The following is a 24,424-nucleotide window of genomic DNA, read 5'->3' as shown; positions in this document are numbered from 1 at the left end:
AATTCGCTATGGGGATGGAAGGTCGCTCTCTAAAATGTAGGCCTGCGAGGACCCAAAGCCCATGAAACGTTTTCCCTTCAAACACCTTGCCCGTTTGCTGACTGAACTGGTCGTGCTGCTCGCGATTTATCTGCTAGGCACCCAGTTGGCGGTTTGGCTGGCCTTGCCCATCCCCGGTGGCGTCGTGGGCCTGGGCCTGCTGCTGGCAACGTTCGCCAGTGGCCTGGTCAAGCCGGCGGCGCTGCAATTGGGCGCCGGGGTGTTGATGGCCGAGATGCTGCTGTTCTTCATCCCGGCCCTGATGAGCCTGCTCGATTACGGCTGCCTGCTGCGCAACGACGGCTGGCGCATCCTGTTGGTGATCGGCTTCAGCACGCTGGCGGTGATGCTGGTCACGGCGTTTACGGTGGAAGCCGTGTGCCGCTGGAGATTGCGCCATGAAGCTTGAACTGATGCCGGTGTTCTGGCTCGCCTTGACCCTGGGCGCCTACGTGTTCAGCCGCTGGCTCTACCGGCGCACCGGGCGCTACCTGCTGTCGCCGCTGATCCTGGTACCTGCGCTGTTGTTGGCGGTGGCCGTGCCGATGCACACCGCCTATGCCGAATACGCCACCGACACCCACTGGCTGATGCTGGTGTTGGGCCCGGTCACTGTGGCGTTTGCCGTGCCGATCTGGCAGCAGCGCCGCTTGCTGGCGCGGCACTGGCCGGCGTTGCTGCTGGGCATGGTGGCGGGCAGCGTGGCATCGATCGCGACCTCGTTCGGCCTGGCGAAGGCACTGGCGCTGGACAGTTCGGTGACGATGTCGCTGGTGCCGCGCTCGATCACCACACCGTTCGCCATGCCGGTGTCTTCCGACCTTGGTGGCGTGCCGGAGTTGACGGCGGTGTTTGTGATGTTCACCGGTGTGTTCGGCGCCATGCTCGGTGGTGTATTGCTCAAATGGCTGCCGCTGCGTACGCCCCTGGCTCGTGGCGCGTTGTTTGGCGTGGGGGCCCACGGTGCGGGTGTCAGCCGAGCTCATGAAGTGGGCGGCGAAGAGGGCTCGGTCGCCGGCCTGGTGATGGTGTTGACGGGGTTGCTCAACCTGTTCGCCGTGCCTTTTCTGGCGGCGCTTCTCTGACGCGCTTTAAACAAAATTCAACTATTCTCTGAGCTGACCCGCTCGGTCATCAAGCTGGCTGCCAAGGCAACTACGGCAGGCATGAGGTCTGACTAGACTGGCCCATCACACAAAAAAATAACAATAAGACAGTGCGCCAAGGAGGTCGTTGCCGTGAGCCTAGCCCCCGTTCTATCGCCGCAGAATGTCAAAGATCAGGTCAGCGCTGCCGAATGGCAGATCCGCGTCGACCTCGCGGCCTGCTATCGCCTGGTGGCGCTGCATGGCTGGGATGATCTGATCTTCACCCATATCTCGGCCAAGGTGCCGGGCACCGATGATTTCCTGATCAACCCCTATGGGCTGATGTTCCACGAGATCACCGCGTCCAGCCTGGTCAAGGTCGATCAGGCCGGCAACAAACTGATGGACAGCCCCTACGAAATCAATCCGGCGGGCTACACCATCCACAGTGCCATCCATGAAGTTCGCCACGATGTGACGTGCGTGCTGCACACCCATACCGCCGCGGGTGTCGCCGTCGCTGCGCAGAAGCAGGGCGTGTTGCCCATCAGCCAGCAATCGCTATTCGTGCTGTCGAGCCTGGCCTATCACGCCTACGAAGGCGTGGCCTTGAACCACGAAGAAAAAGCCCGCTTGCAGGCCGACCTCGGTGATAACAATTTCCTGATGCTGCACAACCATGGCCTGCTGACCTGCGGCAGTACCATCGCCGACACCTTCCTGATGATGTTCATCTTCCAGCGCGCCTGCGAAATCCAGGTGCTGGCGCAAAACGGCGGCGCCGAATTGATCCCCATCGGGCCGCAGATTCTTGCCGGTGCCAAGGCGATGGTGGCGGGTGTTACCAAGAGCGCCCAAGGCATGGGTGGCGCGCTGGCCTGGCCGGCCTTGCTGCGCAAATTGGACCTGCAAGCCCCGGGGTATAACAGCTGATGCCACTCGCCGAGATCCCGCTCAGAGCCTGGCGCAAGCGTGGTCAGGATTTCGTCTTTCGCGGCCGTACCATTCGCTATTGGGTGGCCGGGCAGGGTGAACCGCTGCTGCTGATCCATGGCTTCCCCACGGCCAGTTGGGACTGGCATTACCTGTGGCAACCCCTGGTCCAGCGCAATCTGGTGATCGCCTGCGACATGCTCGGCTTCGGTGACTCGGCCAAGCCGCTGGACCACGATTATTGCCTGCTGGAACAGGCGGACTTGCAACAGGCCTTGCTCGAACACTTGCGGGTGGAGCAGCCGGTGCATGTGTTGGCCCATGACTACGGTGACAGCGTTGCCCAGGAACTCCTGGCCCGGCACTACGAGGGCCGGTTTGAGATGGCCAGTTGTGTGTTCCTCAATGGCGGGTTATTCCCCGAAACCCATCGCCTGGCCCTGGTGCAAAAACTCTTGCTCAGCCCCCTGGGCTGGATGATCGGCCGTGCCTTCGGGCGCAGCGCTTTGTCTGACAGCTTCGGCCAGATATTCGGCCCCGACACCCGCCCCAGTGAAAGTGCCCTGGATGACTTCTGGAGCCTGATCAACGGCAACGACGGTACGCGCATCCTGCACAAACTGATCGCTTACGTCCCCCAGCGCCGTCGCCTGCGTGATCGCTGGGTCGGCGCGATGCAGCGCGGCGAAGTGCCGTTGCGGGTGATCGACGGCGAAGTTGACCCGATCTCCGGCGCGCATATGGTCGAGCGCTACCAGCAATTGGTGCCCCACGCCGACACGGTGTTGCTGGCCAATATCGGCCACTACCCGCAGATCGAGGCACCGGTGCAGGTGCTCAAGCACTACCAGGCGTTTCGTGATCGGGTCGCGCGGCCGGCCTCGCAAGTGGCCTATTCCTGATCCCGAATCCTTTTCTGTAGGCGCGAGCTTGCTCGCGAAAATCGTCAACGATAACGTGGGAATCCTGACACCACGCGGCGCTCTGGGATTTTTCGCGAGCAAGCTCGCTCCTACAGAGAGACGAGTCATCATCCCTCAGCCTTATCGAGCACCATTCAGCCTCAACCGTATTTATTGTGACCGGCGGCGCCTTGCCGGACACTCAAACCCATCCCATTGTCGCCATCGGAGTTCGGTATGAGTGAGTCAGTACAGTTCCAGGATAAGGTCGTGATCGTCACCGGTGCTGGCGGCGGATTGGGCCGGGCCCATGCGCTGCTGTTCGCCAGACACGGGGCCAAGGTACTGGTCAACGATCTCGGCGGTTCCACCCAGGGCGAGGGCGCCAATGCGTCCGCTGCCGACCGGGTCGTGGCAGAGATTCGCGAGGCGGGCGGTATCGCCGAGGCCAACCATGACTCTGTCACCGACGGTGACAAGATCGTCCAGAACGCCCTCGACGTCTTCGGCCGCATCGACGTGGTGGTCAACAACGCCGGCATCCTGCGCGACAAAACCTTCCACAAAATGGACGACGCCGACTGGGACCTGGTTTACCGGGTGCATGTCGAAGGTGCCTACAAAGTCACCCGCGCCGCATGGCCCCACCTGCGTGAGCAAGGCTACGGCCGGGTGATCTTCACCGCGTCCACCTCGGGCATCTACGGCAACTTCGGCCAGTCCAACTACGGCATGGCCAAGCTTGGGCTGTACGGCCTGACCCGCACCCTCGCCCTGGAAGGGCGCAAGAACAACATCCTGGTCAATGCCATCGCCCCCACCGGCGCCACACGCATGACCGAAGGCCTGATCCCGCCGCAAGTGTTCGAGCGCCTCAAGCCGGAATTGGTCAGCCCGCTGGTGGTGTACCTGGGCAGCGACGCGTGCCAGGAAACTTCAGGGCTGTTCGAGGTGGGTGGCGGCTGGATCGGCAAGACCCGCTGGGAGCGCAGCCTGGGCGTAGGCTTTGACCCAGAGGCCGGGTTCTCGCCAGACGATGTGGCGGCACATTGGGCGCAGATCTGCGACTTCGAAGGCGCAGCCCATCCCAAGGACAATATCGAAGCGTTAAAGGAAATGATGGCGAACTTGCAGAAGTACAGCCTGTGATCGTTGCTTGAAAAAGATTGAATCCCACGGGGCGCTGATGGCGCCCCGTTTTATTTCAGGCAAAAAAAAGCCGCGGCAAACGCAGCGGCTGAAGTAAGACGTTGGATCAAGGAGCGACAAATCAACGTCAGTGAACACGGGTAACAGACTGAAAAAACACTTCAATCTATTCAAGATCGGCTTTTCTCCCGAGAGCGGAAGCGGGCGGTTTGCCCTGAAAGCCAGGCAAGAATAGTCTCTTGTAACAAAATGAGTAATAGCTGTTCAGGACAAGGACTGTTACCGATATGGCAACAGTCGCCCACGTCGCCATCCATTCTCTTGATAACCCACCATCCACCCGGTCCATGCCCTCGCCCAGACCCAGGCCAGAGCGGCCTGTAATCCTTTCGAGCGACAACACGAATCCCTCCTTGGTGCGCTTATCGCTCCTGATGCGCGGCAGTAGGGTGGGGCCTTCTGTCACTCACCGGGGAAGACGCATGACAAAAACAATAATGCGCGCCATCTTCACGCCACAGGCGCTGGCCGCTGCGGTTGCGTTGGGTTGCTGTGCCCAGGCACAGGCTGTTTCTTTCAACATTGGCGAGATCGAAGGGCAATTCGACTCCTCGCTGTCGGTCGGCTCGAGCTGGGGCATGCGCGATGCCGATAAAAAACTCGTGGGCACCGTCAATGGCGGCACAGGCCAGGCTTCCACGGGAGATGACGGGCGCCTCAACTTCAAGAAGGGCGAGACCTTTTCCAAGATCTTCAAGGGCCTGCACGACCTTGAACTCAAGTACGGCGACACCGGTGTGTTCGTGCGTGGCAAGTATTGGTACGACTTCGAACTCAAGGACGAAGACCGCGAGTTCAAGCAGATCAGCGACCACAACCGCAAGGAAGGCGCCAAATCCAGCGGTGCGCAGATCCTCGATGCGTTTGTCTATCACAACTATTCCCTGGGCGACCTGCCGGGCACCGTGCGCGCCGGTAAGCAGGTGGTCAGTTGGGGCGAAAGTACCTTCATCGGCAACTCCATCAACAGCATCAACCCGATTGACGTGTCGGCGTTCCGTCGACCGGGTGCCGAGATCAAGGAAGGGCTGATTCCGGTCAACATGCTGTTCGCGTCCCAGAGCCTGACCAACCAACTGACCGTGGAAGGGTTCTATCAGTTGGAGTGGGACCAGACGGTGCTGGATAACTGCGGCACGTTCTTTGGCGGTGACGTGGCGGCGGATGGCTGCACCGGCAACTACACGGTTGGTAGCCCGGCGATTGCGCCGTTGCAACCGATTGCAGCGGCTCGCGGCCAAGGCTTTGTGGTGACCCGCGAAGGTGTGGTGGTGCAGCGTGCCGGTGACCGCGATGCACGGGACTCCGGCCAATTCGGTGCAGCCTTGCGCTGGCTGGGCGATGACACGGAGTACGGCCTGTACTTCATGAACTACCACAGCCGCACGCCGACCGTGGGCACGATTACCGCCAACACCAATCTGGCGACCATCGGTGGTATCGCGGCTGCTGCCCCGGCCGGCTTCGGTTCGGCCCTGGCCCAGAGCACCATGCTCGGCCGTGGCCAGTACTACCTCGACTACCCGGAAGACATCCGCCTGTTCGGCGCCAGCTTCTCCACCACCTTGCCCACCGGCACGGCGTGGACCGGTGAGATCAGCTACCGCCCGAATGCACCGGTGCAGCTCAATACCACTGACTTGACCCTGGCCCTGATCAACCCGATTGCGGGTAATGCGGCATCGCCGATTCGTTCTTCTTTCGGCGCCGACAACAAAGGCTACCGCCGCAAGGAAATCACCCAGATCCAGAGCACCATGACGCAGTTCTTCGACCAGGTGCTGGGCGCTGAACGCCTGACCCTGGTAGGCGAAGCGGCGGTGGTCCACGTCGCCGGCCTGGAAGACAAATCCAAACTGCGTTACGGCCGCGACTCGGTCTACGGCGCTTACGGTTTCGAGGGTGACACCGACGGTTTCGTCACCTCCACCTCCTGGGGCTACCGCGCTCGGGCGATCCTTGACTACAACAACGCCATTTTCGGGGTGAACCTCAAGCCCAACCTGTCCTGGTCCCATGACGTGGCCGGCTACGGGCCCAACGGGATCTTCAACAAAGGCGCCAAGGCTATCAGCGTCGGCGTGGATGCGGACTACCGCAGCACCTACACCGCCAGCCTCAGTTACACCGACTTCTTTGGTGGCGACTACAACACCCTGACCGACCGCGACTTCCTCGCCCTCAGCTTCGGCGTGAACTTCTGATTTGGCTTAAAGAAGGACAAGAATCCATGCGTAAGACAATTGCAGTGTTGGCCCTCAGCCTGTTGGCCTCCCACGTGATGGCGGCGGTGTCGCCGGAAGAGGCGGCCAAGCTGGGCACTACTCTGACCCCGGTCGGCGCTGAAAAGGCTGGCAACGCCGATGGCTCGATCCCGGCGTGGACCGGTGGCATCCCGAAAAACGCAGGCGCGGTGGACAGCAAGGGCTTCCTCGCCGACCCGTTCGCCAGTGAAAAACCGCTGTTCGTGATCACCGCGGCCACCGTCGACAAGTACAAAGACAAACTCTCCGACGGCCAGGTGGCGATGTTCAAGCGTTACCCCGAGACCTACAAGATCCCGGTCTACCCGAGCCACCGTACGGTCAACCTACCACCGGATATCTACGAGTCGATCAAGCGCAGCGCGCTGAACGTCAAGGCGATCAACGACGGTAACGGCCTGGAAAACTTCACTGGTAACCGTTACTACGCCTTCCCGATTCCGAAGAATGGCGTGGAGGTGCTGTGGAACCACATCACCCGTTATCACGGCGGCAACCTGCGCCGCATCATTACCCAGGCCACCCCGCAGACCAATGGCAGCTACACGCCGATCCGCTTCGAGGAGGAAGTGGCGGTGCCTCAGGCGATTCCCGATATCGACCAGGCTAAGGCGGCCAACGTGCTGAGCTATTTCAAGCAATCGGTGACCGCCCCGGCGCGCCTGGCGGGTAACGTGCTGCTGGTGCACGAGACCCTCGACCAGGTGAAGGAACCGCGCCTGGCCTGGATCTACAACGCCGGCCAGCGCCGCGTGCGCCGCGCGCCGCAAGTGTCCTATGACGGCCCGGGCACCGCGTCCGACGGCCTGCGCACCACCGACAACTTCGACATGTTCTCCGGCGCCCCCGACCGCTATGACTGGAAGCTGGTGGGCAAGAAAGAGATGTACATCCCCTACAACAGCTACAAGCTCGATTCGCCGTCGCTCAAATACGACGACATCATCAAGGCCGGTCACATCAACCAGGACCTGACCCGTTACGAACTGCACCGCGTGTGGGAAGTGATCGGCACGGTCAAGCCAAGCGAGCGGCACATCTACGCCAAGCGCCATATGTACATCGACGAAGACAGCTGGCAAGTCGCGCTGGTGGATCACTACGACGGTCGTGGCCAACTGTGGCGTGTCGCCGAAGGTCATTCGCAGTTCTACTACGACCACCAGGTGCCGGCCTACACCGTCGAGACCTTGTACGACATCATTGCCGGGCGCTATATCGCACTGGGCATGAAAAACGAGGAGAAGAGCAGCTTCGTGTTCGGCTTTGCGGCCAAGGCAGCGGACTACACCCCGGCGGCGTTGAGGGCTGAAGGCGTACGCTGATCCCAATATGAAATGCAGTCAAATGTGGGAGGGGGCTTGCCCCCTCCCACAGTGGGTTTTTTACACATGGGGTTTTGTGCATGGCCTTCAATCACCCTGCTGAATACTTCTTCAACAACCACCCGCCACAGGACTAGGGTAAGCACCAGGTTGCATAACAATAAAAAAGCAGGATGCAGCAATGACTGCCATGACACGCTGCCTGGACCGTCCTGGATTCATGCCCCGGCTGTCCGCTCACCATCTGCTGCGCCCCCGCCTGGCCGAGCCTTTGCTGACGGCCCCGGCCAGGGTCAAATTACTCTGCGCCCCCGGCGGCAGTGGCAAGAGCGCGCTGCTCGCCGAATGTGCATTGCAGGCGCCTGCGGGTTGCCAGGTGTACTGGTTGCCGCTCAATGGCGCGACCCTCAGCCCCCTCGACCTGTGCCTGCGGCTCGCGCAAAACCTGGGCCTGACGTTTACCGATGAAACCACCTTGCTGCTCGACCTCAGCCGCTGGCAGGCCTCGGCATGGCTGTTCCTCGATGATTTTTGCCGCTTGCCAACGCCCGACACCGACGCCTTGCTCGACCGTCTGCTCACCGCCAGTAGCCCGGCCCTGACTTGGTGGCTGGGCGCGCGGCGGCGACCGGCGTGCAACTGGCCGCGCCTGCTGCTCGACGATGAGTTGCTCGAATGTGGCGCAGAACTGGCCTTCAACCCTGCGGAAATCCAGCAACTGCTCAGCCATGCGCCCGCGCATTCGGTCGACAGCGTGCTGCAGTTCAGCGCCGGCTGGTGCGCGGGTGTGCGCATCGCGCTGCTGGGCGATGGGCACCCCGACAAGACCTTGCTCGACTACCTGCAACACGAGCTGTTCAGCACACTGCCGCCGGAACTGGCGGAGGCCTGGCGCGTACTGGCGCATCTGCCGCGCTTCAACACCGGCCTGTGCGAGCACTTGTTCGGCGCGGGTGACGGTGACCAGTACCTGAGGGATTTGCAGGTGCTCGGCGCCTTTATCCAACCGTGGGAAGACACCGGCTGGCTGCAGGTTTTTCCGCCCCTGGCGCGCCTGATGCAGGACGAGCCCTGGCCGGCCAAACGCTCCTGGCATCGGCGCGCCTGCCAATGGTTCTGCGCCGAACAGGACTGGCAGGCCGCCTTCGAACAGGCGCTGCTGGCCGAAGAATATGAAATGGCGGTGAGCCTGTTGCAGCACTTCAGCTTCGAGGACCTGTTCCGCCAGCAGAATGCCGTCTTGCTGTTGCACCTGCATGAGCAGCATGGCGATGAATTGATGCTCGGCTCGGCGCAACTGGTGGGGCTGGTGACGGCGGCGTTGCTGTTTGCCGGGCGCTTCGAACAGGCGGCGGTGTGCATCGATCAACTGGCCCGGTTTGCCCCGCAACCGACGGCGGCGCAACAGCGGTATTTATTGGCGCGCTGGCAGGCGCAATGGGGCTGGTTGCTGCACCTGGGCGGCGATGCCGAGGGCTCGCGCCTGCATTTTCTTGAGGCGCTGCAAGCCTTGCCCGACAGCGCGTGGACCTCGCGGCTGATGTGCCTGTCGGGCCTGACCCAGCAAGCCTTGTTGCGCGGCGAACTGGACGTGGCCCAAGGCCTGAACCGTGAAGCGCTGTGCCTGGCGCGCGCCCATGGTTCGTTACTGTTGGAGGCGCTGCTTGAGCTGGATCACGCTCAATTGCTGGAACAGCGCGGTGCACCGTACAGGGCTCAGAGCCTGCTGGAAAATGTACAAGCCATATTGCTTGAACAGCGGCTCAAGGCCGGTCCCTTGGTGGGGCGTATTGCCTTGCGACGCGGGCACCTGGCCTTGCGCCAAGGCCAGGACAGCCTGGCGGCCGAGTGTTTCGACACGGGCTTGAAGATGTGCCTGCACAGCCAGGACAAGCGCGTGCTCTACGGCTTTCTCGGCCTGGCGCTGTTGGCTGCCAACCGTGGCGATTACGCCCAGGCCTTTATCCAGTTGCGTGAGGCCGAGCGGCTGATGCAGCAACGCCAGGTTCCGGACACGGTGTACCGCGCGGTGCTGCTGTTGGTCAGCGGGCACTTCTGGTTGCAGCAGGGGCGCGCCGAATTGACCGTGGAAGCGGTGCGCCGCGTGCTGCGTCACTTTCGTGGGCCGCAGGCCAAGCAAGCACCGCCGGCCACCCTGGAACTGATCCCGCGTCTTGAATACCTGTTGGTGCTGGCGGAGGTGAAACTGGGCTGCGCCGATCAACCGGTGGAACGGCTCAACGCCTTGCTGCAAGCCACCCATCAGCGCGGCATGCTTTGCCTGGAAATCGAACTGCACCTGGTGCTGGGCGAAGTCGCCTGGCAGCTGGGGGATCCGGCCTCGGCGCGCCGCTCGCTGCAAGCCGGCCTGGAACTGGCCGGGCGTTGCCAGGTTCAACAAGCGATTCGCGAACTGCGTTTGCGTGCGCCGGGATTGCTGAGTGAGCTGGGCCTGGAGCCTCAGGCATCAACCCCCGGAACGGTGGAAAACCCCTTGAGCCAGCGCGAACTGGAAGTGCTGCAACTGATCGCCCTGGGCAGTTCCAACCTCGAGATCGCCGACCGCCTGTTTATCTCCCTGCACACCGTCAAGACCCACGCGCGGCGCATTCACAGCAAACTCGGTGTAGAGCGGCGCACCCAGGCGGTGGCCAAGGCCAAGACCTTGGGCTTGATGGTTTAGATGAACGCCTGACGGTATTCGCCGGGCGTGGCGCCCATGGCCTGGCGGAAGCGATGGGTAAAGTGGCTGGCGCTGGAAAAACCGCACAGCAAGGCAATCTCGCCCAACGGCAGGGCGCCGCCACGCAGCAGGTTTTGCGCGCGGGTCAGCCGGCGCGCCAGCAGGTACTGATGGGGCGGCAGGCCGAAACTCTGGCGAAACATCCGTGCGAAATGGTACTCCGACAACGTACATAACCCAGCCAGTTGCCCAAGGCTGATGGGGTCTTCCAGGTGCTGGTCGATGTAGTCCACCAGCAACCGTCGTTGGTAGGCGGCGAGCCCGCCTTTTAAACGCAGGCCTTCGCGGGCGCCCACCTGGCTGAGCAGGGTGTGGCTGAGCATTTCATGGGCGAGGCTGCTGGTGAGCAGGCGTTCGGCGGGCTCGTGCCAGTTGAGGGCGATCAACTGGTGGAAGCGTCGGGCCAGGCGCTGGTCTTCCAGGAAGGTACTTTCCCGCAGTTCCAGCGTGCGCGGTTCGCGGTCAAGCAGGGTAACGCAGCCCAGGGCAAATTGTTGCGGGCTGAAATACACGTGGGCCAGGCGGATTTCACCGTTGATCACCCAGGCCGATTGGTGCTCGGCAGGCAGGATGCACAGCTTGTCCGGTCCACCCTTGGTGCCCGGTTGGTCCCGCCGAAACGTGCCGGTGCCGCCACCGACATAGCAGGACAAGGTGTGATGGCTGGGCGCCTGGTAGTCCTGGGAATCATGATGGTTGCTCCACAAGGCCGCGGACAAGCCGTCACCGAGCTCGGCGCAGGCTTCCAGGCGTGCGTTGGGCGAGCGGTTAAGGGCTTGGAAGACTTGCAGGGATTCCAGGTCTGACATGGTGTGTTCTCCGACGCCTTGCATCCTACTCCGCGATACGGACGCTGTGATCCCATCGCCCGACAAAAGCGCAAGATTGTGCAAGAGCCTTGCCCGGGGTGAAGGCGACACTGTGGCTCAATCGATGGAGCCCGCTATGAACCTTTCCCTGTATTTACTCACCGTGCTGATCTGGGGCACCACCTGGATCGCCCTCAAATGGCAGCTGGGCGTGGTGGCGATTCCCGTGTCCATCGTCTACCGCTTCGGCCTGGCGGCCCTGGTGTTGTTTGCGTTGCTGCTGGTCAGTCGCAAGTTGCAGGTGATGAACCGGCGCGGGCACCTCATCTGCCTGGCCCAGGGGTTGTGCCTGTTTTGCGTCAACTTCATGTGCTTTCTCACGGCCAGCCAGTGGATCCCCAGCGGCCTGGTGGCGGTGGTGTTTTCCACTGCCACGCTGTGGAACGCGCTGAACGCCCGAGTGTTTTTCGGCCAGCGGGTGGCGCGCACGGTGTTGATGGGCGGCGGCCTCGGGTTGGCGGGCTTGGGCTTGCTGTTCTGGCCGGAACTGGTGGGGCACACCGCCAGCCCGCAGACCTTGCTGGGGTTGGGGTTGGCGTTGCTGGGGACGATGTGTTTCTCGGCGGGCAATATGCTGTCGAGTCTGCAGCAGAAGGCTGGCCTGAGGCCGCTGACCACCAATGCCTGGGGCATGTTGTATGGATCCTTGATGCTGGCGACCTACTGCGTGGTGCGGGGCATTCCGTTTGAGATGGACTGGAGCGCACGGTACATCGGTGCGCTGTGGTACCTGGTTATTCCGGGGTCGGTGATTGGGTTTACCGCTTACCTGACGTTGGTAGGGCGCATGGGGCCGGAGCGTGCGGCGTATTGCACGGTGCTGTTCCCGGTGGTGGCGCTGAATGTGTCGGCGTTTGCCGAAGGCTACCAGTGGACCGCGCCGGCGTTGGCGGGGTTGGTGCTGGTGATGCTGGGGAATGTGTTGGTGTTTCGTAAGCCTAAGGTGGCTCAGCCGGTGAATCCGATCCTTCAGGCAAAGCAGGTCTAGTGTGGGAGGGGGCAAGCCCCTCCCATATTTCCTGCATTTCTCACATTTGACTGAGTTGGCCTTGCTATCTCATACCGAGGCGCTTGGCCATTCGGCCCAGGTTGGCGCGGTCCAGGCCCAGTTCGCGGGCGGCGCCGGCCCAGTTGTGCTGGTGGCGCTCCAGGCAGGCGTTGATCACTTGGCGCTGGTAGTGCTCGGTGGCCTGGCGCAGGTCACCGGTGACGGCAAGGGCGGCTTCTGTCGGTGCTTCGATCACCGGCGCGCTGACATCGGGCAAGTCCAGGTCCTGGGCACTCAGGCTCAGAATCTTTGGACGCTCGCGACAGTTACCCAGTGCCTTCAGCGCACTGCGCCCGATCAAATGTTCCAGCTCCCGCACATTGCCCGGCCAGTTATAGGCCAGCAGCGCCGCTTGGGCATCGCTGGTCAGGCGCAGGCTGCCCAGGCCCATGCGTGAGCGGTTCTGCTCCAGGAAGAAGCCGGCCAGCAGCAACACATCACGCCCGCGCTCGCGCAGGGCCGGCACTTGCAGCGGGTACACGCTCAGGCGATGGTAGAAGTCGGCGCGGTAGCGGCCGTTGCGCACCTCGTCGGCGAGGTCGCGGTTGGTGGCGGCGATCAGGCGCACGTCCACCTGATGTTCCTTATCCGAGCCCAGGCGCTGCAATTGGCCACTTTGCAGCACCCGCAGCAGCTTGGCCTGCACGCTCAGCGACAGCTCGCCCACTTCATCCAGAAACAACGTGCCGCCATTCGCCAGCTCGAACTTGCCGCGCCGTTCATTCAGCGCGCCCGTAAAGGCGCCGCGTACATGGCCGAACAACTCGCTTTCCACCAGGGTTTCCGGCAGGGCCGCACAGTTGAGGCTGATCAAGGGTTTATCTGCCCGGGACGACGCCGCGTGAATGGCCTGGGCCACCAGTTCCTTGCCCACCCCGGTTTCGCCGGTGATCAGCACCGTGAGGTCGCTGCCACCCACCAGCTTGATTTCATCCACCAGGCGCTTGTGGGTTTTACTCTGGCCGATCAGTTCCTTGTGCTGCTGGCCGCTGGCCTGGCGGTAGATCTCGGCGCGCTGGTGTTCGTCTTCGGCCCGCAACGCCAAGCGTTCGATACGTTCGGCCACGTTGACGGTGGCGGCGGCGAGGCTGGCGAAGGCTTGCAAGGCTTCCAGCTCCACGCGTTCGAAGCGCTCGGTATCGAGGGCATCCAGGGTCAGCAGGCCCCAGGGCTGGTCGTCGACGAACAGTGGGCAGCCCATGCAGTCGTGCACTTGCAGATGACCGTGCAAGCCATCGACCAGGCCGTCGTAGGGATCGGGCAATTCGCTGTCACTGTCAAAGCGTGTGGGCCCGGGGCTGCTGAGCAGCACGGCGAAGCGCGGGTGTTCGCTGACCTTGAAGCGGCGGCCCAGAGTGTCTGCACTCAGGCCATCCACCGCCAGCGGTACCAGCGATTCGCCGTCCAGGCGCAACAGTGCGGCCGCATCACACGGCAATAGGGCGCGCATGGCTTGCAGCAGGCGTCGATAGCGTTCGCCTTCGGGCAGTTCCCGTGACAGGTCGGCGACCAGCGGCAGCAGGGTGGTGAGCAGCGAGTGTGCAGTCATAATGACTCCTTGTAGTCCTTATGACTATAAAGTGTAGGAGGTCATACTGACTACATATTATTCAAATCGTTGAAATGGAAGGATTTATTAGTTGGCATGAATACTGAGTAGCTAAGGGTAATCAGTAAAGAAGCCCAGGAGGCTCCCATGCTTAGTGCCCAAGACCGTGCCATCGTCAAATCCACCGTGCCCCTGCTGGAAAGCGGCGGCGAAGCGCTGATCACCCATTTCTACCGCATGATGCTCTCCGAGTACCCTGAGGTCCGCCCGCTGTTCAACCAGGCCCACCAGGCCAGCGGTGATCAGCCCCGCGCCCTGGCCAATGGCGTATTGATGTACGCACGGCATATCGACCAGCTCGACCAACTGGGCGACTTGGTGGCGAAGATCATCAACAAGCACGTGGCCCTGCAGATCCTGCCGGAGCATTACCCGATTGTGGGCGCTTGCCTGCTGCGGGCGATTTCCGAGGTGCTGGGCAGCGAGATCGCCACCCCTGAGGTGATGAGTGCCTGGGGCGCCGCGTACGGCCAACTGGCAGACATTCTGATCGGCGCCGAAGCAGCCATCTACGCAGAGAAAGCCCAGGCCCCCGGCGGCTGGCGCGGTGCGCGGGCGTTTACCGTGGTCAAGCGTGTGGAAGAGAGCGCCGAGATTACCTCCTTCTATTTCGCGCCGGTGGACAACGGGGCGATCCTCGCTGCCGCGCCGGGCCAATACATCGGCATGAAGCTGGTGCTCGACGGTGAGGAAGTGCGCCGCAACTATTCATTGTCGGCGTTGAGTGATGCGGGTCAGTACCGCATCAGCGTCAAGCGCGAGGCCGGCGGGCGGGTTTCCAACTACCTGCATGACCAGTTGCAGGTCGGTGCGACGATTGACCTGTTTCCGCCGTCGGGCGAGTTCACTCTGGCGGCCAGCGATAAACCGCTGGTGCTGATCAGCGGCGGGGTAGGGATCACCCCAACCTTGCCGATGCTGGAAGCGGCACTGGCCACCGAGCGTCCGGTGCACTTTATCCACTGCGCGCGCAATGGCGGGGTGCATGCGTTCCGTGATTGGGTGGATGCACTGGCGGCCAAGCACCCGCAGCTCAAGCGCTTCTATTGCTATGCCGAGGACGACGGCGTGAGCCCGGCGGCGGATACAGTCGGCCTGCTGAGCCAGGAGCAACTGGCGGCGTGGTTGCCGGAGCAACGTGACCTGGACGCGTACTTCCTCGGCCCTAAAGGTTTCATGGCGGCGATCAAGCGCCACCTCAAGGCCCTCGGTGTACCGGAAAAACAAAGCCGCTACGAATTCTTCGGCCCGGCTGCGGCGTTGGAGTAACACGGTCAAAAATGTGGGAGTGGGCTTGCCCCCTCCCACATTTGGATCTCTGTTCTTCCCGATTAATCCCCTGTTAACCCCTCTCTGTTTAAACCACTCTCTGTGTGTAAACTTGCGGCCATTGGCACAACCAAACAAAGGGATACGGGGATGAGTGACGAATTGCGTTTAGGCAGGGAGCGGCGCTTTCTGGTGTTGCTGGGCATCATCTGCCTGGCACTGATCGGTGGTGCGTTGTACATGCAGGTGGTGTTGGGCGAGGCGCCGTGCCCGTTGTGCATCCTGCAGCGCTACGCTTTGCTGCTGATTGCGATCTTTGCGTTCATTGGCGCGGCCATGCGCAGCAAAGGTGCTATCACGCTGTTCGAAGGCCTGGTGGTACTCAGCGCCCTCGGTGGGGTGGCCGCAGCCGGCCACCATGTGTACACCCAGTTCTTCCCGCAGGTCAGCTGCGGCATCGATGTGCTGCAACCTATCGTCGACGACCTGCCCCTGGCCAAGGTCTTCCCGCTGGGCTTCCAGGTCGACGGTTTCTGCAGCACCCCATACCCGCCGGTACTCGGCTTGTCCCTGGCGCAATGGGCGCTGGTGGCGTTCGTGCTGACGGTCATCCTGGTGCCCCTGGGTATCTATCGTAATCGCCAGCGCAAGGCCTGAATCCATCAGCAAAACGCCCCGGTCCTTCTTCAAGGAAGGCCGGGGCGTTTTGCATGTAGGGTTTTGTGAACAGAACGTGACGCCGGACAATTTTGGGTGCGCGCAATGTGCGACATGTTGTCACACGGAAGCCGCCGCAGGACGTTTCTGACCTGCCAAACCAGCGCTTAAATTTGCAAGAAACCTCCAAGATGTGCTGTCAGTTCGTGGTTTGGGTGACGGCGCGTACCTCACGCCGTACAAGGCTTTGAGTGATGTCCGAATGCCTTGTTTTCTGGGGGGTTGGTTAGGTTTTGCAGGCCCTTACGGGGTGTAAGGGCCGTGACGGATTGCCCTATAACACGGCAATTTTTGTGGTTTTTGTTGGGAATCGAACGCGATAAGATCGCGAACCTTTGCAATATTGGTGAAGGATTATTGCTGTAATCGATAAAAATTATTTCTTTATAAGACATGGTTTATACATCGCCAGCTAACTACAATCGCCCGCACTGAATGTCCGGTGCTGCTCAATCTTTGAGCACTGGAGCGGTCGAGGGGCAGATGGACGGCTCTGTGCGACCCCAAGGTTCCGGCAGCCTTTCAACTATCCGCACCAAAGGGAATTGGTCTGTAACAAGGCCTTTAACCACGAAATCGAATAAGAACTCACCGCAGGCTCGTGAAGCGTACCTATATGACGTGACGGGCAGGCTCTTATTCAATCGAAGAGAAATGCCAACCCTTGGCAGGGTGAAGTGTTGGCGATCAAAACCCAACTGCATTGCGCAAGCTGCTTTAGAGGTCGTGAGATGAGTAAAAACAGGTACCCCCGATTACTAGGCTTTTTGCCGCTGCTTGGCATGATGTTAATGCTGGGAGGCTGCAAGTGGACCTTGATGGACCCGAAAGGACAGATCGGTCTGGATCAACGAAACCTGATCATCACTGCCACCCTGCTGATGCTGTTGGTCGTGGTGCCTGTGATCATCATGACCTTCGCCTTCGCCTGGAAATACCGCGCGTCGAACACCAGCGCGACCTACGCGCCGAAGTGGTCGCACTCCACCAAGATTGAAATCGCGGTGTGGCTGGTTCCGATCCTCATCATCATCGCCCTGGGTTACATCACCTATAAGTCGACCCACGAGCTGGACCCGTACCGTCCGCTGGAGTCCGACGTCAAGCCGATCAACATCGAAGTGGTCGCGCTGGACTGGAAGTGGCTGTTCATCTACCCGGACCTGGGTATCGCCACGGTTAACCAGATCCGTTTCCCGGAAAACACCCCGCTTAACTTCCGGATCACCTCCGACGCCGTGATGAACTCGTTCTTCATCCCAGCCCTGGGCGGTCAGATCTACGCGATGGCCGGCATGCAGACACGCCTGCACCTGATCGCCAACGAAAAAGCTGAAATGGAAGGCATCTCCGCGAACTACAGCGGCGCTGGCTTCACCGGCATGAAATTCAAAGCGATCTCGACGAGCCAGGAAGATTTCAACGCCTGGGTAGCCGAAGTCAAGGCCGCACCTAAACAGCTTGATCAAGCTGAATACGATGCCCTGACCAAACCAAGCCAGAACAACCCAGTCGCCCTGTACTCCGCGTATGAGCCGAACCTGTTTCAGAAAATCGTCGACAAGTACGAAGGTATGAAACCAGGCAAGCCGGTCAAGCACGAGAAGAAAGAAGTGGCCGCGGTTGAAGGTTCTGACACGGGCTCGCATTCAACTGCTGGGGCAGAGGAGTAAACGATGTTTGGTAAATTAAGTTGGGATGCGGTCCCGTTCCACGAGCCGATTGTGATGATTACCATCGCCATGATCGCGCTGGGTGGTCTGGCACTGTTTGCAGCAATCACTTATTTCAAGAAGTGGACCTACCTGTGGACCGAGTGGTTGACGTCGGTCGACCACAAGAAAATCGGCGTGATGTACATCATCGTTGCCATGGTCATGCTGCTGCGCGGTTTTGCCGACGCCATCATGATGCGTACCCAGTTGGCCATGGCCACCGAAGGTTCGCCTGGCTACCTGCCGCCTGAACACTATGACCAGATCTTCACCGCCCACGGTGTGATCATGATCATCTTCATGGCGATGCCTTTCTTCACCGGCCTGATGAACCTTGCGGTGCCGCTGCAGATCGGTGCGCGTGACGTTGCCTACCCGTTCCTGAACTCCCTGAGCTTCTGGCTGCTGGTTTCCGGCGTGGTGCTGATCAACGTGTCCCTGGGCGTCGGCGAGTTCGCCAAGACCGGTTGGGTTGCGTATCCGCCACTGTCTGGCTTGCAATACAGCCCTGGCGTGGGTGTGGACTACTACATCTGGGCGCTACAGTTATCAGGACTCGGGACGACGCTGACGGGGGTCAACTTCCTGGCCACCGTCCTGAAAATGCGCGCCCCTGGCATGAAACTGATGGACATGCCGATCTTCACCTGGACCTGCACCTGGGCAAACGTGCTGATCGTGGCTTCGTTCCCGATCCTGGCCGCTACCATGGCGCTGCTGTCGCTTGACCGTTACCTGGATTTCCACATTTTCACCAATGAACTTGGTGGCAATCCAATGATGTACGTGAACCTGTTCTGGGCATGGGGTCACCCTGAGGTGTACATCCTGATCCTGCCGGCGTTCGGTATCTTCTCCGAAGTGATCTCGACCTTTACCGGCAAGCGCCTGTTCGGTCACCACTCGATGGTTTACGCATCGGGCGCAATCTCTGTACTGGGCTTCATGGTGTGGCTGCACCACTTCTTCACCATGGGTTCGGGGGCCAGCGTCAACGCCTTCTTCGGCCTGGCGACGATGCTGATTTCCATCCCGACGGGGGTGAAGCTATTCAACTGGCTGTTCACCATCTACCACGGTCGTCTGCGCATGACCAGCCAGGTCCTGTGGACCCTGGGCTTCATGGTGACCTTCGCCATCGGCGGCATGACCGGCGTACTGCTGGCCATCCCGGGCGCTGACTTCGTGCTGCACAACAGCCTGTTCGTGATCGCTCACTTCCACAACGTGATCATCGGTGGTGCTGTATTCGGCTACATCGCTGGTTTCAGCTTCTACTTCCCGAAAGCGTTCGGCTTCAAGCTGCACGAAGGCTGGGGCAAGGCTGCATTCTGGTTCTGGATCTCGGGCTTCTTCGTCGCGTTCATGCCGCTCTATGCACTGGGCTTCATGGGCATGACCCGTCGTCTGAACGCCACCACCAACCCTGAGTGGGTACCGTACCTGTACGTCGCCATGTTCGGTGCAATCATGATCGCTGTGGGCATCGCCTGCCAGTTGATCCAGCTGTACGTGAGCATCCGTGACCGTAAGCAGAACGCTTGCGAATCCGGCGACCCATGGAATGGCCACACCCTGGAATGGTCGACCTCGTCGCCACCACCGTTCTACAACTTCGCGGTGATCCCGACTGCGAACACCATCGATGCGTTCACCGAAGCCAAGGAAGACGGTACTGCGTACCAGCAACCTAAGCACTACGAACCGATCCACATGCCAAGCAACACCGCCACTGGCGTGGTGATGGGTGCGCTGTTGACCGTGTTCGGTTTCGCGATGATCTGGCACATCTGGTGGCTGGCAATCGTGAGCCTGGTGGGCACCATCGGCTACTTCATTGTCCACGCAGCACGTGATGATCAAGGCTACATGGTGCCGGTCGAAACGATCGAGCGCATCGAAGCCGAGCAGCACGCTCGCCTGGTCGCCGAGAAGAAAATCCCGGCCAACCGTGTAGAAACCTCGTTGGAACAGGCTTAAACCATGTCGAACTTAGTGACCAATGCTGGACACGCCCATGTCGATGACCATGGGCACGATGACCATCACCACGACTCGGGGCCGATGACCGTTTTCGGTTTCTGGCTCTACCTGATGACCGACTGCATCTTGTTTGCGTCGATCTTCGCGGTGTACGCGGTACTGGTAAACAACGTAGCGGGTGGCCCGTCGGGCCACGACATCTTCGAACTGCCTTACGTGCTCGGCGAAACCGCCTTGCTGTTGTTCAGTTCGATCACCTACGGCTTCGCCATGTTGGCCTTCTACAAGGGCAACAAGAAAGGCGTGCTGACCTGGCTGGGTATGACCTTCCTGTTCGGCCTGGGCTTCATCGGCATGGAGATCAACGAGTTCCACCTGCTGATCTCCGAAGGCTACGGCCCGCACCGTTCCGGTTTCCTGTCGGCGTTCTTCACGCTGGTCGGCACCCACGGTCTGCACGTTACTGCCGGCCTGCTGTGGATGGCGGTGATGATTTATCAGGTCAATAAACACGGCCTGACCAACACCAACAAGACTCGCCTGACTTGCCTGAGCCTGTTCTGGCACTTCCTGGACGTGGTCTGGATCTGCGTCTTCACCGTTGTTTACCTGATGGGGACTCTGTAATGGCTAATGCACACTCCCATGACCATGACAGCCATGATGCGAGCCACGGCAGCGTTAAGTCGTACGCCATCGGCTTCATCCTGTCGGTAATCCTGACGCTCATCCCGTTCGGTCTGGTGATGTACCCGACCCTGCCGAAGTCGATCACTTTGATGATCGTGCTGGCGTTCGCGGTGATTCAGGTTCTGGTTCACCTGGTGTACTTCCTGCACCTGGATCGCTCTAAAGAGCAGCGCGATAACGTGGTTGCGTTCGTGTTCGCAGGCATAGTAATCCTGCTGCTGGTTGGCCTGTCGATATGGATCATGTTCAGCATCCATACGTTCATGATGGCGAAGTGAGGTAAGACCCGATGTCGCTTAAGCACTTTATCCAAATCACCAAACCGGGGATCATTTTCGGTAACGTGCTTTCTGTGGCGGGCGGTTTCTTCCTGGCCTCCAAGGGACATGTCGATCTGGCCATCTTCCTGGCTGCGATGATCGGTACGTCCCTGGTGGTGGCTTCCGGCTGTGTCTTCAACAACTGCATCGACCGTGACATCGACATCAAGATGGAGCGCACCAAGAATCGCGTGCTGGTCCAGGGCCTTATCTCCCTGAAACTGGCGCTGATTTTCGCGACCGTCCTGGGTGTTGCCGGTGTGGCGCTGTTGTACCAGGTGGCCAACCCGCTGGCGGCGTTGTTTGCCGTGATCGGTTTTGTCATCTACGTCGGCCTCTACAGCCTGTACCTCAAGCGCAAGTCGGTTCACGGCACGCTGGTGGGCAGTCTGTCGGGGGCGATGCCGCCGGTGATTGGTTATGTGGCTGTGACCAATAGCTTCGACATGGCTGCGCTGGTGCTGCTGGTGATGTTCAGCCTGTGGCAGATGCCGCATTCCTACGCCATCGCGATCTTCCGCTTCAACGACTACCTGGCTGCTTCGATTCCGGTCCTGCCGGTCAAGCGTGGCATCCAGGTCGCCAAGAAACACATCCTGCTCTACATCCTGGCCTTCCTCGTGGCGACCTTGATGTTGACCTTCAGTGGCTACGCCGGCATGAGCTACCTTGCCGTCGCCGCGGCCATGGGCATGTACTGGTTGTACATGGCCTGGACCGGCTACAAGGCGGTGGACGACACCGTCTGGGCGCGCAAGCTGTTCGTGTTCTCGATCTTCACCATCACCGCGCTCAGCGTGATGATGTCCCTGGATTTCCAAGTACCGAAAGAGCTGTTGCTGACCTACGCACACTGAGTGTCCGAGTAGTAAAAAGGCCCCGCCTTCGAAAGAAGCGCGGGGTTTTTTATTGAGTGAGCTTTAAACTACGACCCAACCCTACCCTGGCAGGAAGCAAGTGATGAGTAAAAAAGCCGTTATGGTGTTCAGTGGCGGTCAGGATTCGACGACCTGTCTGATCCAGGCGCTGCCGCTGTATGACGAAGTGCACTGCATCACCTTCGATTACGGTCAGCGTCATGTGGCGGAAATCGAAGTCGCCCAGCAACTGGCCAAGCAACTGGGGGCCACCGTTCACAAAGTGATGGACGTGTCCCTGCTCAACGAACTGGCGATCAGCAGCCTGACCCGCGACAACATCCCGGTGCCGACCGTGAACAGCTCCGGCGAAAGCCTTCCGAGCACCTTCGTGCCGGGCCGCAATATTCTGTTTTTAACCCTGGCGGCTATCTACGCGTATCAGGTCAAGGCCGAGACGGTGATCACCGGCGTGTGTGAAACCGACTTCTCCGGCTACCCCGATTGCCGTGATGAGTTCGTCAAAGCCTTGAACCAGGCCCTCAAGCTGGGCATGGAGTACGACGTGCGCCTGGAAACCCCGTTGATGTGGCTGAACAAGGCTGAGACCTGGGCGCTGGCGGATTACCACCAGCAACTGGACCTGGTCCGCGAGCAGACCCTGACCTGCTACAACGGCGTTATCGGCACCGGCTGTGGCGAATGTGATGCCTGCAACCTGCGTGCACGTGGCTTGAATGACTACCTGCAGAACAAAGCAGCGGTCATGCAGGGCCTGAAGCGGAAGTTACAGCTGAACTAACCCCAATACGTAGCAGGCACCAGAAAAAGCCCCGTCTTCGCAAGTCGTACGGGGCTTTTTCATGGCGGCTCGGTTAAATCATTCGTTCCTTGTCTCGTCATACCCTTCTATACGAGCTGTGCGAATCCATCACCCGCCTACAAGGAGTAGTCACCATGGTCAGCGTTAGTCGTCGGTCCCTTCTCGCCCTGGGCGCCGCCCTGCCTTTGCTCGGGCGCCTGGATTGGGCGGTCGCCGCGCCCGCGCCGGCCAACGCTGACAAGGTACTGCTCAACTACAACGAAAGCCCCTACGGGCCTTCGACGGCGGCCCGCGAAGCGATGCAGCGCGGTATCGCGACAGCCGGGCGGTATCCGTACAAACACATGTACGCCTTGGCCGGCTTGTTTGCCCAGCAGCACGGGATTGCCGAAGAGCAGGTGGCGGTGTTTGCCGGCTCCATGGCTGCGCTGCGCTACGCGGTGCTGGCGTTCACCAGCGAAACCCGTGGCCTGGTGATGGCCACGCCGTCCTACGAAGTACCGCGCCAGGCCGCCGAGTCCCGTAAGGCGCCGGTGCGCGAAGTGGGCCTTAATGCCGACCACGCCCATGACGTCCCCGCCATGCTCGCCGCCGATCCCCAGGCGGGGATGCTCTATGTATGCAATCCCAACAATCCGACTGGCACCATCACCTCCACTGAGGCTATTCGCCAGGCGCTGACGAAAAAACCCAAGGGCAGCGTATTGGTGGTGGACGAGGCCTACATCGACTTTGCCGACACCCCAAGCGTGGTGAGCTGGGTCAAGGAGCATGACGACCTGTTGGTATTGCGCACCTTCTCGAAAATCTACGGCATGGCCGGCGCCCGCCTGGGCCTGGCGATCGGCCACCCGGCGCTGCTGGTACGGCTGGCGGTGTTCGGCGGTGACAATGTGCCGGCAGGTTCATCCTTGCTCGGCGGACTCGCCAGCCTGGAAGATGTGAAGCTGCTGCCACAACGCAAGGCGCTCAATGCCCAGTTGCGCGATGAAACAATCACCTGGCTCAAGGGCCGTGGCTTCACCTGCACGGCCTCCCAGGCCAACTGCTTCATGATCGACGTGAAGCAACCGGCCGAGCAGGTCATCGAGAAACTTGCCACGCAAGGCGTACTGATCGGGCGGTTGTGGAAAAGCTGGCCGCAGTGGGTGCGCGTGACGGTGGGGAGCAAGCGGGAGATGGAGCGGTTTCGCGAGGTGTTTGCGGCGACGGTCTAGCGCCGATGTGGGAGGGGATTGCTCCCCCCCGCATTCAGTTCAGTGGTATCACTGTTGCGCGATGCTGTAACCCTCAAACGCCGTCTGCTGTTGCAGCGCAGTAATCACGCTCTTGCGGCTCAGCGGCTGCTGGACGCCGGCGTTATCCACAAAGCTTTCAACCTCCAGCTCGGCTTCATCGCCTTCGCCTACAAAGCTGAAACCCAGGAACTCAAACGCCTCACGGTCGACGTTCAACCGCGAGCGTGGCGTGCGCAGCGGCAGGGTGACGCTGATGCCGTCCTTGCTGATCACAAACACTTCGGCTTCTTTCTTGGGGCGAGCAGCCTTGCCTTTGCCGGCGCTTGGGTTGCTGATGGCCTGGTGAGACTGGTTCAGCACTTTGAGGGCCAGCCCGTAGACCAGCTCCTGAAACTGCGGATCATCCTTGAAGCTCGACAGGATGCGGCTGATGGAGAACTTGCTGCTCAGGTCTTCAAGGGCGATGTTGTCAGCGGCTTCGGCGTCCTTGAGCTGCTTGAGCTGGCCCATCAGGTCGTAGGCCTTGTCGTCGTCGAAGGCGTCGTGAGCCTGGCGGATGGCGACGCGCAGTTCGCGGATCTGGTCGCTTTCCTTGGAGGTGTGAAAGGCGTCCAGCACCATCTCGCTGATGATCTTGGCGGCTGGCACATGCTGTGAAAGATTGATGGCGTTTTCGTATTCAGCTTTGGCGTGCAAGGCGACTACGGATTCTTCGGCGGATTGTTCGGTGTAAGAATCGGACATTGAAATTTCACTACTTCAGTAAACGGGAGACAAAAAAGC

General features: G+C 60.6%; 21 protein-coding genes and 1 pseudogene. 19 read left to right on the top strand and 3 right to left on the bottom strand.

Annotated features, from left to right (window positions below; all coding sequences use genetic code 11):
* The first annotated feature begins 61 nt into the window (after positions 1–61).
* The 9 genes and pseudogenes from HCF10_RS25655 to HCF10_RS25620 all read left to right on the top strand — a co-directional run bounded on the left by HCF10_RS25655 (position 62) and on the right by HCF10_RS25620 (position 10,443).
* Complete coding sequence (locus HCF10_RS25655; RefSeq protein WP_167656680.1) at positions 62–448, top strand: CidA/LrgA family protein; 387 nt, start codon at positions 62–64, stop codon at positions 446–448.
* Positions 438–1,124, top strand: coding sequence for an LrgB family protein (locus tag HCF10_RS25650; RefSeq protein WP_131700259.1), 687 nt, complete (start codon positions 438–440; stop codon positions 1,122–1,124). Before HCF10_RS25655 ends, HCF10_RS25650 begins: the two co-directional genes overlap by 11 nt.
* Before the next feature lie 153 nt (positions 1,125–1,277).
* Positions 1,278–2,060 (top strand): class II aldolase/adducin family protein, encoded by a 783-nt coding sequence (locus HCF10_RS25645; protein WP_167656679.1) that lies wholly within the window; start codon positions 1,278–1,280, stop codon positions 2,058–2,060.
* Positions 2,060–2,962, top strand: coding sequence for an alpha/beta fold hydrolase (locus HCF10_RS25640; RefSeq protein ID WP_131700261.1), 903 nt, complete (start codon positions 2,060–2,062; stop codon positions 2,960–2,962). The genes HCF10_RS25645 and HCF10_RS25640 overlap by 1 nt, the downstream gene beginning before the upstream one ends.
* 28 nt (positions 2,963–2,990) lie before the next feature.
* A pseudogene (locus tag HCF10_RS31560) lies at positions 2,991–3,104 on the top strand (outer membrane lipoprotein carrier protein LolA); the annotation flags it as partial.
* 95 nt (positions 3,105–3,199) lie between these two features.
* Positions 3,200–4,111 (top strand): SDR family oxidoreductase, encoded by a 912-nt coding sequence (locus HCF10_RS25635; protein ID WP_131700262.1) that lies wholly within the window; start codon positions 3,200–3,202, stop codon positions 4,109–4,111.
* 482 nt (positions 4,112–4,593) lie between these two features.
* Positions 4,594–6,375, top strand: coding sequence for a DUF1302 domain-containing protein (locus HCF10_RS25630; protein ID WP_145338504.1), 1,782 nt, complete (start codon positions 4,594–4,596; stop codon positions 6,373–6,375).
* A 26-nt stretch (positions 6,376–6,401) separates the two neighbouring features.
* Positions 6,402–7,760, top strand: coding sequence for a DUF1329 domain-containing protein (locus tag HCF10_RS25625; RefSeq protein ID WP_131700264.1), 1,359 nt, complete (start codon positions 6,402–6,404; stop codon positions 7,758–7,760).
* Positions 7,761–7,941: 181 nt separating this feature from the next.
* Positions 7,942–10,443 (top strand): LuxR C-terminal-related transcriptional regulator, encoded by a 2,502-nt coding sequence (locus HCF10_RS25620; RefSeq protein ID WP_131700265.1) that lies wholly within the window; start codon positions 7,942–7,944, stop codon positions 10,441–10,443.
* Here HCF10_RS25620 and HCF10_RS25615 read toward each other — a convergent pair.
* A complete protein-coding gene (locus tag HCF10_RS25615; protein ID WP_167656678.1) occupies positions 10,440–11,312 on the bottom strand; it encodes a helix-turn-helix domain-containing protein in 873 nt (290 codons plus the stop codon). The two genes, HCF10_RS25620 and HCF10_RS25615, sit on opposite strands and share 4 nt — an antisense overlap.
* A gap of 136 nt (positions 11,313–11,448) precedes the next feature.
* Here HCF10_RS25615 and HCF10_RS25610 point away from each other — a divergent pair, with 136 nt between their 5' ends.
* Positions 11,449–12,360, top strand: coding sequence for a DMT family transporter (locus tag HCF10_RS25610; protein ID WP_065925991.1), 912 nt, complete (start codon positions 11,449–11,451; stop codon positions 12,358–12,360).
* 64 nt (positions 12,361–12,424) lie between these two features.
* Here HCF10_RS25610 and norR read toward each other — a convergent pair whose 3' ends face one another.
* Entirely contained in the window at positions 12,425–13,969 is a 1,545-nt protein-coding gene (gene norR / locus HCF10_RS25605; RefSeq protein ID WP_167656677.1) for a nitric oxide reductase transcriptional regulator NorR, read from the bottom strand.
* A 147-nt stretch (positions 13,970–14,116) separates the two neighbouring features.
* On the opposite strand from norR, the gene hmpA reads away from it, so the two are divergent.
* The 9 genes from hmpA (at position 14,117) to ptaA (ending at position 23,620) form a co-directional block, all read left to right on the top strand.
* Positions 14,117–15,298 carry an NO-inducible flavohemoprotein gene (gene hmpA, locus HCF10_RS25600; RefSeq protein WP_145338500.1) on the top strand — a complete coding sequence of 394 codons (1,182 nt, stop codon included), beginning with the start codon at positions 14,117–14,119 and terminating at the stop codon, positions 15,296–15,298.
* 150 nt (positions 15,299–15,448) lie between these two features.
* Complete coding sequence (locus HCF10_RS25595; RefSeq protein WP_131700270.1) at positions 15,449–15,955, top strand: disulfide bond formation protein B; 507 nt, start codon at positions 15,449–15,451, stop codon at positions 15,953–15,955.
* 791 nt (positions 15,956–16,746) lie between these two features.
* A complete protein-coding gene (cyoA, locus tag HCF10_RS25590) occupies positions 16,747–17,688 on the top strand; it encodes a ubiquinol oxidase subunit II (RefSeq protein WP_027607622.1) in 942 nt (313 codons plus the stop codon).
* A gap of 3 nt (positions 17,689–17,691) precedes the next feature.
* Positions 17,692–19,710 (top strand): cytochrome o ubiquinol oxidase subunit I, encoded by a 2,019-nt coding sequence (cyoB, locus tag HCF10_RS25585; RefSeq protein ID WP_167656676.1) that lies wholly within the window; start codon positions 17,692–17,694, stop codon positions 19,708–19,710.
* A gap of 3 nt (positions 19,711–19,713) precedes the next feature.
* Positions 19,714–20,340 (top strand): cytochrome o ubiquinol oxidase subunit III, encoded by a 627-nt coding sequence (locus HCF10_RS25580; RefSeq protein ID WP_131700272.1) that lies wholly within the window; start codon positions 19,714–19,716, stop codon positions 20,338–20,340.
* Complete coding sequence (gene cyoD / locus HCF10_RS25575) at positions 20,340–20,681, top strand: cytochrome o ubiquinol oxidase subunit IV (RefSeq protein ID WP_065925996.1); 342 nt, start codon at positions 20,340–20,342, stop codon at positions 20,679–20,681. The genes HCF10_RS25580 and cyoD overlap by 1 nt, the downstream gene beginning before the upstream one ends.
* A gap of 11 nt (positions 20,682–20,692) precedes the next feature.
* The gene (cyoE, locus tag HCF10_RS25570; protein ID WP_027607620.1) at positions 20,693–21,580 is read left to right on the top strand and encodes a heme o synthase; all 888 of its coding nucleotides are present in this window, start codon (positions 20,693–20,695) and stop codon (positions 21,578–21,580) included.
* Positions 21,581–21,683: 103 nt separating this feature from the next.
* Complete coding sequence (queC, locus tag HCF10_RS25565) at positions 21,684–22,382, top strand: 7-cyano-7-deazaguanine synthase QueC (protein ID WP_145338499.1); 699 nt, start codon at positions 21,684–21,686, stop codon at positions 22,380–22,382.
* A gap of 155 nt (positions 22,383–22,537) precedes the next feature.
* Positions 22,538–23,620, top strand: a complete 1,083-nt coding sequence (gene ptaA / locus HCF10_RS25560; protein WP_167656675.1) for a pyoverdine biosynthesis transaminase PtaA — start codon at positions 22,538–22,540, stop codon at positions 23,618–23,620.
* 48 nt (positions 23,621–23,668) lie between these two features.
* Here ptaA and HCF10_RS25555 read toward each other — a convergent pair whose 3' ends face one another.
* Positions 23,669–24,385, bottom strand: a complete 717-nt coding sequence (locus HCF10_RS25555; RefSeq protein ID WP_167656674.1) for a hypothetical protein — start codon at positions 24,383–24,385, stop codon at positions 23,669–23,671.
* Between the last annotated feature and the right edge of the window lie 39 nt (positions 24,386–24,424).

Source organism: Pseudomonas sp. B14(2022) (genome assembly GCF_012030485.1).
Classification (GTDB): domain Bacteria; phylum Pseudomonadota; class Gammaproteobacteria; order Pseudomonadales; family Pseudomonadaceae; genus Aquipseudomonas.
Note: the sequence above shows the minus strand (reverse complement) of the source record. Positions and strands in the feature narration are given on the sequence as shown.

Coding starts and splice junctions, on each gene's coding strand:
- HCF10_RS25655 (WP_167656680.1), top strand. CDS start 62: ATGAAACGTTTTCCCTTCAAACACCTTGCCCGTTTGCTGACTGAACTG.
- HCF10_RS25650 (WP_131700259.1), top strand. CDS start 438: ATGAAGCTTGAACTGATGCCGGTGTTCTGGCTCGCCTTGACCCTGGGC.
- HCF10_RS25640 (WP_131700261.1), top strand. CDS start 2,060: ATGCCACTCGCCGAGATCCCGCTCAGAGCCTGGCGCAAGCGTGGTCAG.
- HCF10_RS25635 (WP_131700262.1), top strand. CDS start 3,200: ATGAGTGAGTCAGTACAGTTCCAGGATAAGGTCGTGATCGTCACCGGT.
- HCF10_RS25630 (WP_145338504.1), top strand. CDS start 4,594: ATGACAAAAACAATAATGCGCGCCATCTTCACGCCACAGGCGCTGGCC.
- HCF10_RS25625 (WP_131700264.1), top strand. CDS start 6,402: ATGCGTAAGACAATTGCAGTGTTGGCCCTCAGCCTGTTGGCCTCCCAC.
- HCF10_RS25620 (WP_131700265.1), top strand. CDS start 7,942: ATGACTGCCATGACACGCTGCCTGGACCGTCCTGGATTCATGCCCCGG.
- HCF10_RS25615 (WP_167656678.1), bottom strand. CDS start 11,312: ATGTCAGACCTGGAATCCCTGCAAGTCTTCCAAGCCCTTAACCGCTCG.
- HCF10_RS25610 (WP_065925991.1), top strand. CDS start 11,449: ATGAACCTTTCCCTGTATTTACTCACCGTGCTGATCTGGGGCACCACC.
- norR (WP_167656677.1), bottom strand. CDS start 13,969: ATGACTGCACACTCGCTGCTCACCACCCTGCTGCCGCTGGTCGCCGAC.
- hmpA (WP_145338500.1), top strand. CDS start 14,117: ATGCTTAGTGCCCAAGACCGTGCCATCGTCAAATCCACCGTGCCCCTG.
- HCF10_RS25595 (WP_131700270.1), top strand. CDS start 15,449: ATGAGTGACGAATTGCGTTTAGGCAGGGAGCGGCGCTTTCTGGTGTTG.
- cyoA (WP_027607622.1), top strand. CDS start 16,747: ATGAGTAAAAACAGGTACCCCCGATTACTAGGCTTTTTGCCGCTGCTT.
- cyoB (WP_167656676.1), top strand. CDS start 17,692: ATGTTTGGTAAATTAAGTTGGGATGCGGTCCCGTTCCACGAGCCGATT.
- HCF10_RS25580 (WP_131700272.1), top strand. CDS start 19,714: ATGTCGAACTTAGTGACCAATGCTGGACACGCCCATGTCGATGACCAT.
- cyoD (WP_065925996.1), top strand. CDS start 20,340: ATGGCTAATGCACACTCCCATGACCATGACAGCCATGATGCGAGCCAC.
- cyoE (WP_027607620.1), top strand. CDS start 20,693: ATGTCGCTTAAGCACTTTATCCAAATCACCAAACCGGGGATCATTTTC.
- queC (WP_145338499.1), top strand. CDS start 21,684: ATGAGTAAAAAAGCCGTTATGGTGTTCAGTGGCGGTCAGGATTCGACG.
- ptaA (WP_167656675.1), top strand. CDS start 22,538: ATGGTCAGCGTTAGTCGTCGGTCCCTTCTCGCCCTGGGCGCCGCCCTG.
- HCF10_RS25555 (WP_167656674.1), bottom strand. CDS start 24,385: ATGTCCGATTCTTACACCGAACAATCCGCCGAAGAATCCGTAGTCGCC.